The 275-nt window shown below is 69.8% G+C and carries 1 protein-coding gene; it reads left to right on the forward strand.

Annotation, left to right across the window (positions count from 1 at the left end; genetic code table 11):
• The coding region (locus tag ACLJNW_RS24875; RefSeq protein ID WP_410961314.1) for an MFS transporter at window positions 1-275 on the forward strand (275 nt) is incomplete at both ends.

Consider the following 275-nt stretch of genomic DNA (forward strand, 5'->3'; position numbering starts at 1 on the left):
GCGCTACCGCTGGGTCATCCTGCTGATCGCCACCTTCGCCCAGGCCTGCGCCTGCTTCTTCGTCCAGGGCATCGGCGCGATCGCCGTGTTCGTCCAGAACGACCTGCAACTCTCGTCGCTACAGATCGGCCTGCTGGTGTCGGCGGCGCAGCTGGTGCCGATCGTCGGCCTGCTGGTGGCCGGCGAGCTGCTCGACCGCTACTCCGAACGGCTGGTGGTCGGCCTCGGCACGCTGATCGTCGCGCTGGCCCTCTGCGCCTCGCTGTGGGCCACCG

It is taken from the genome of Salmonella sp. SAL4457 (genome assembly GCF_046548235.1).
GTDB classification, from domain to species: domain Bacteria; phylum Pseudomonadota; class Gammaproteobacteria; order Enterobacterales; family Enterobacteriaceae; genus Salmonella; species Salmonella enterica.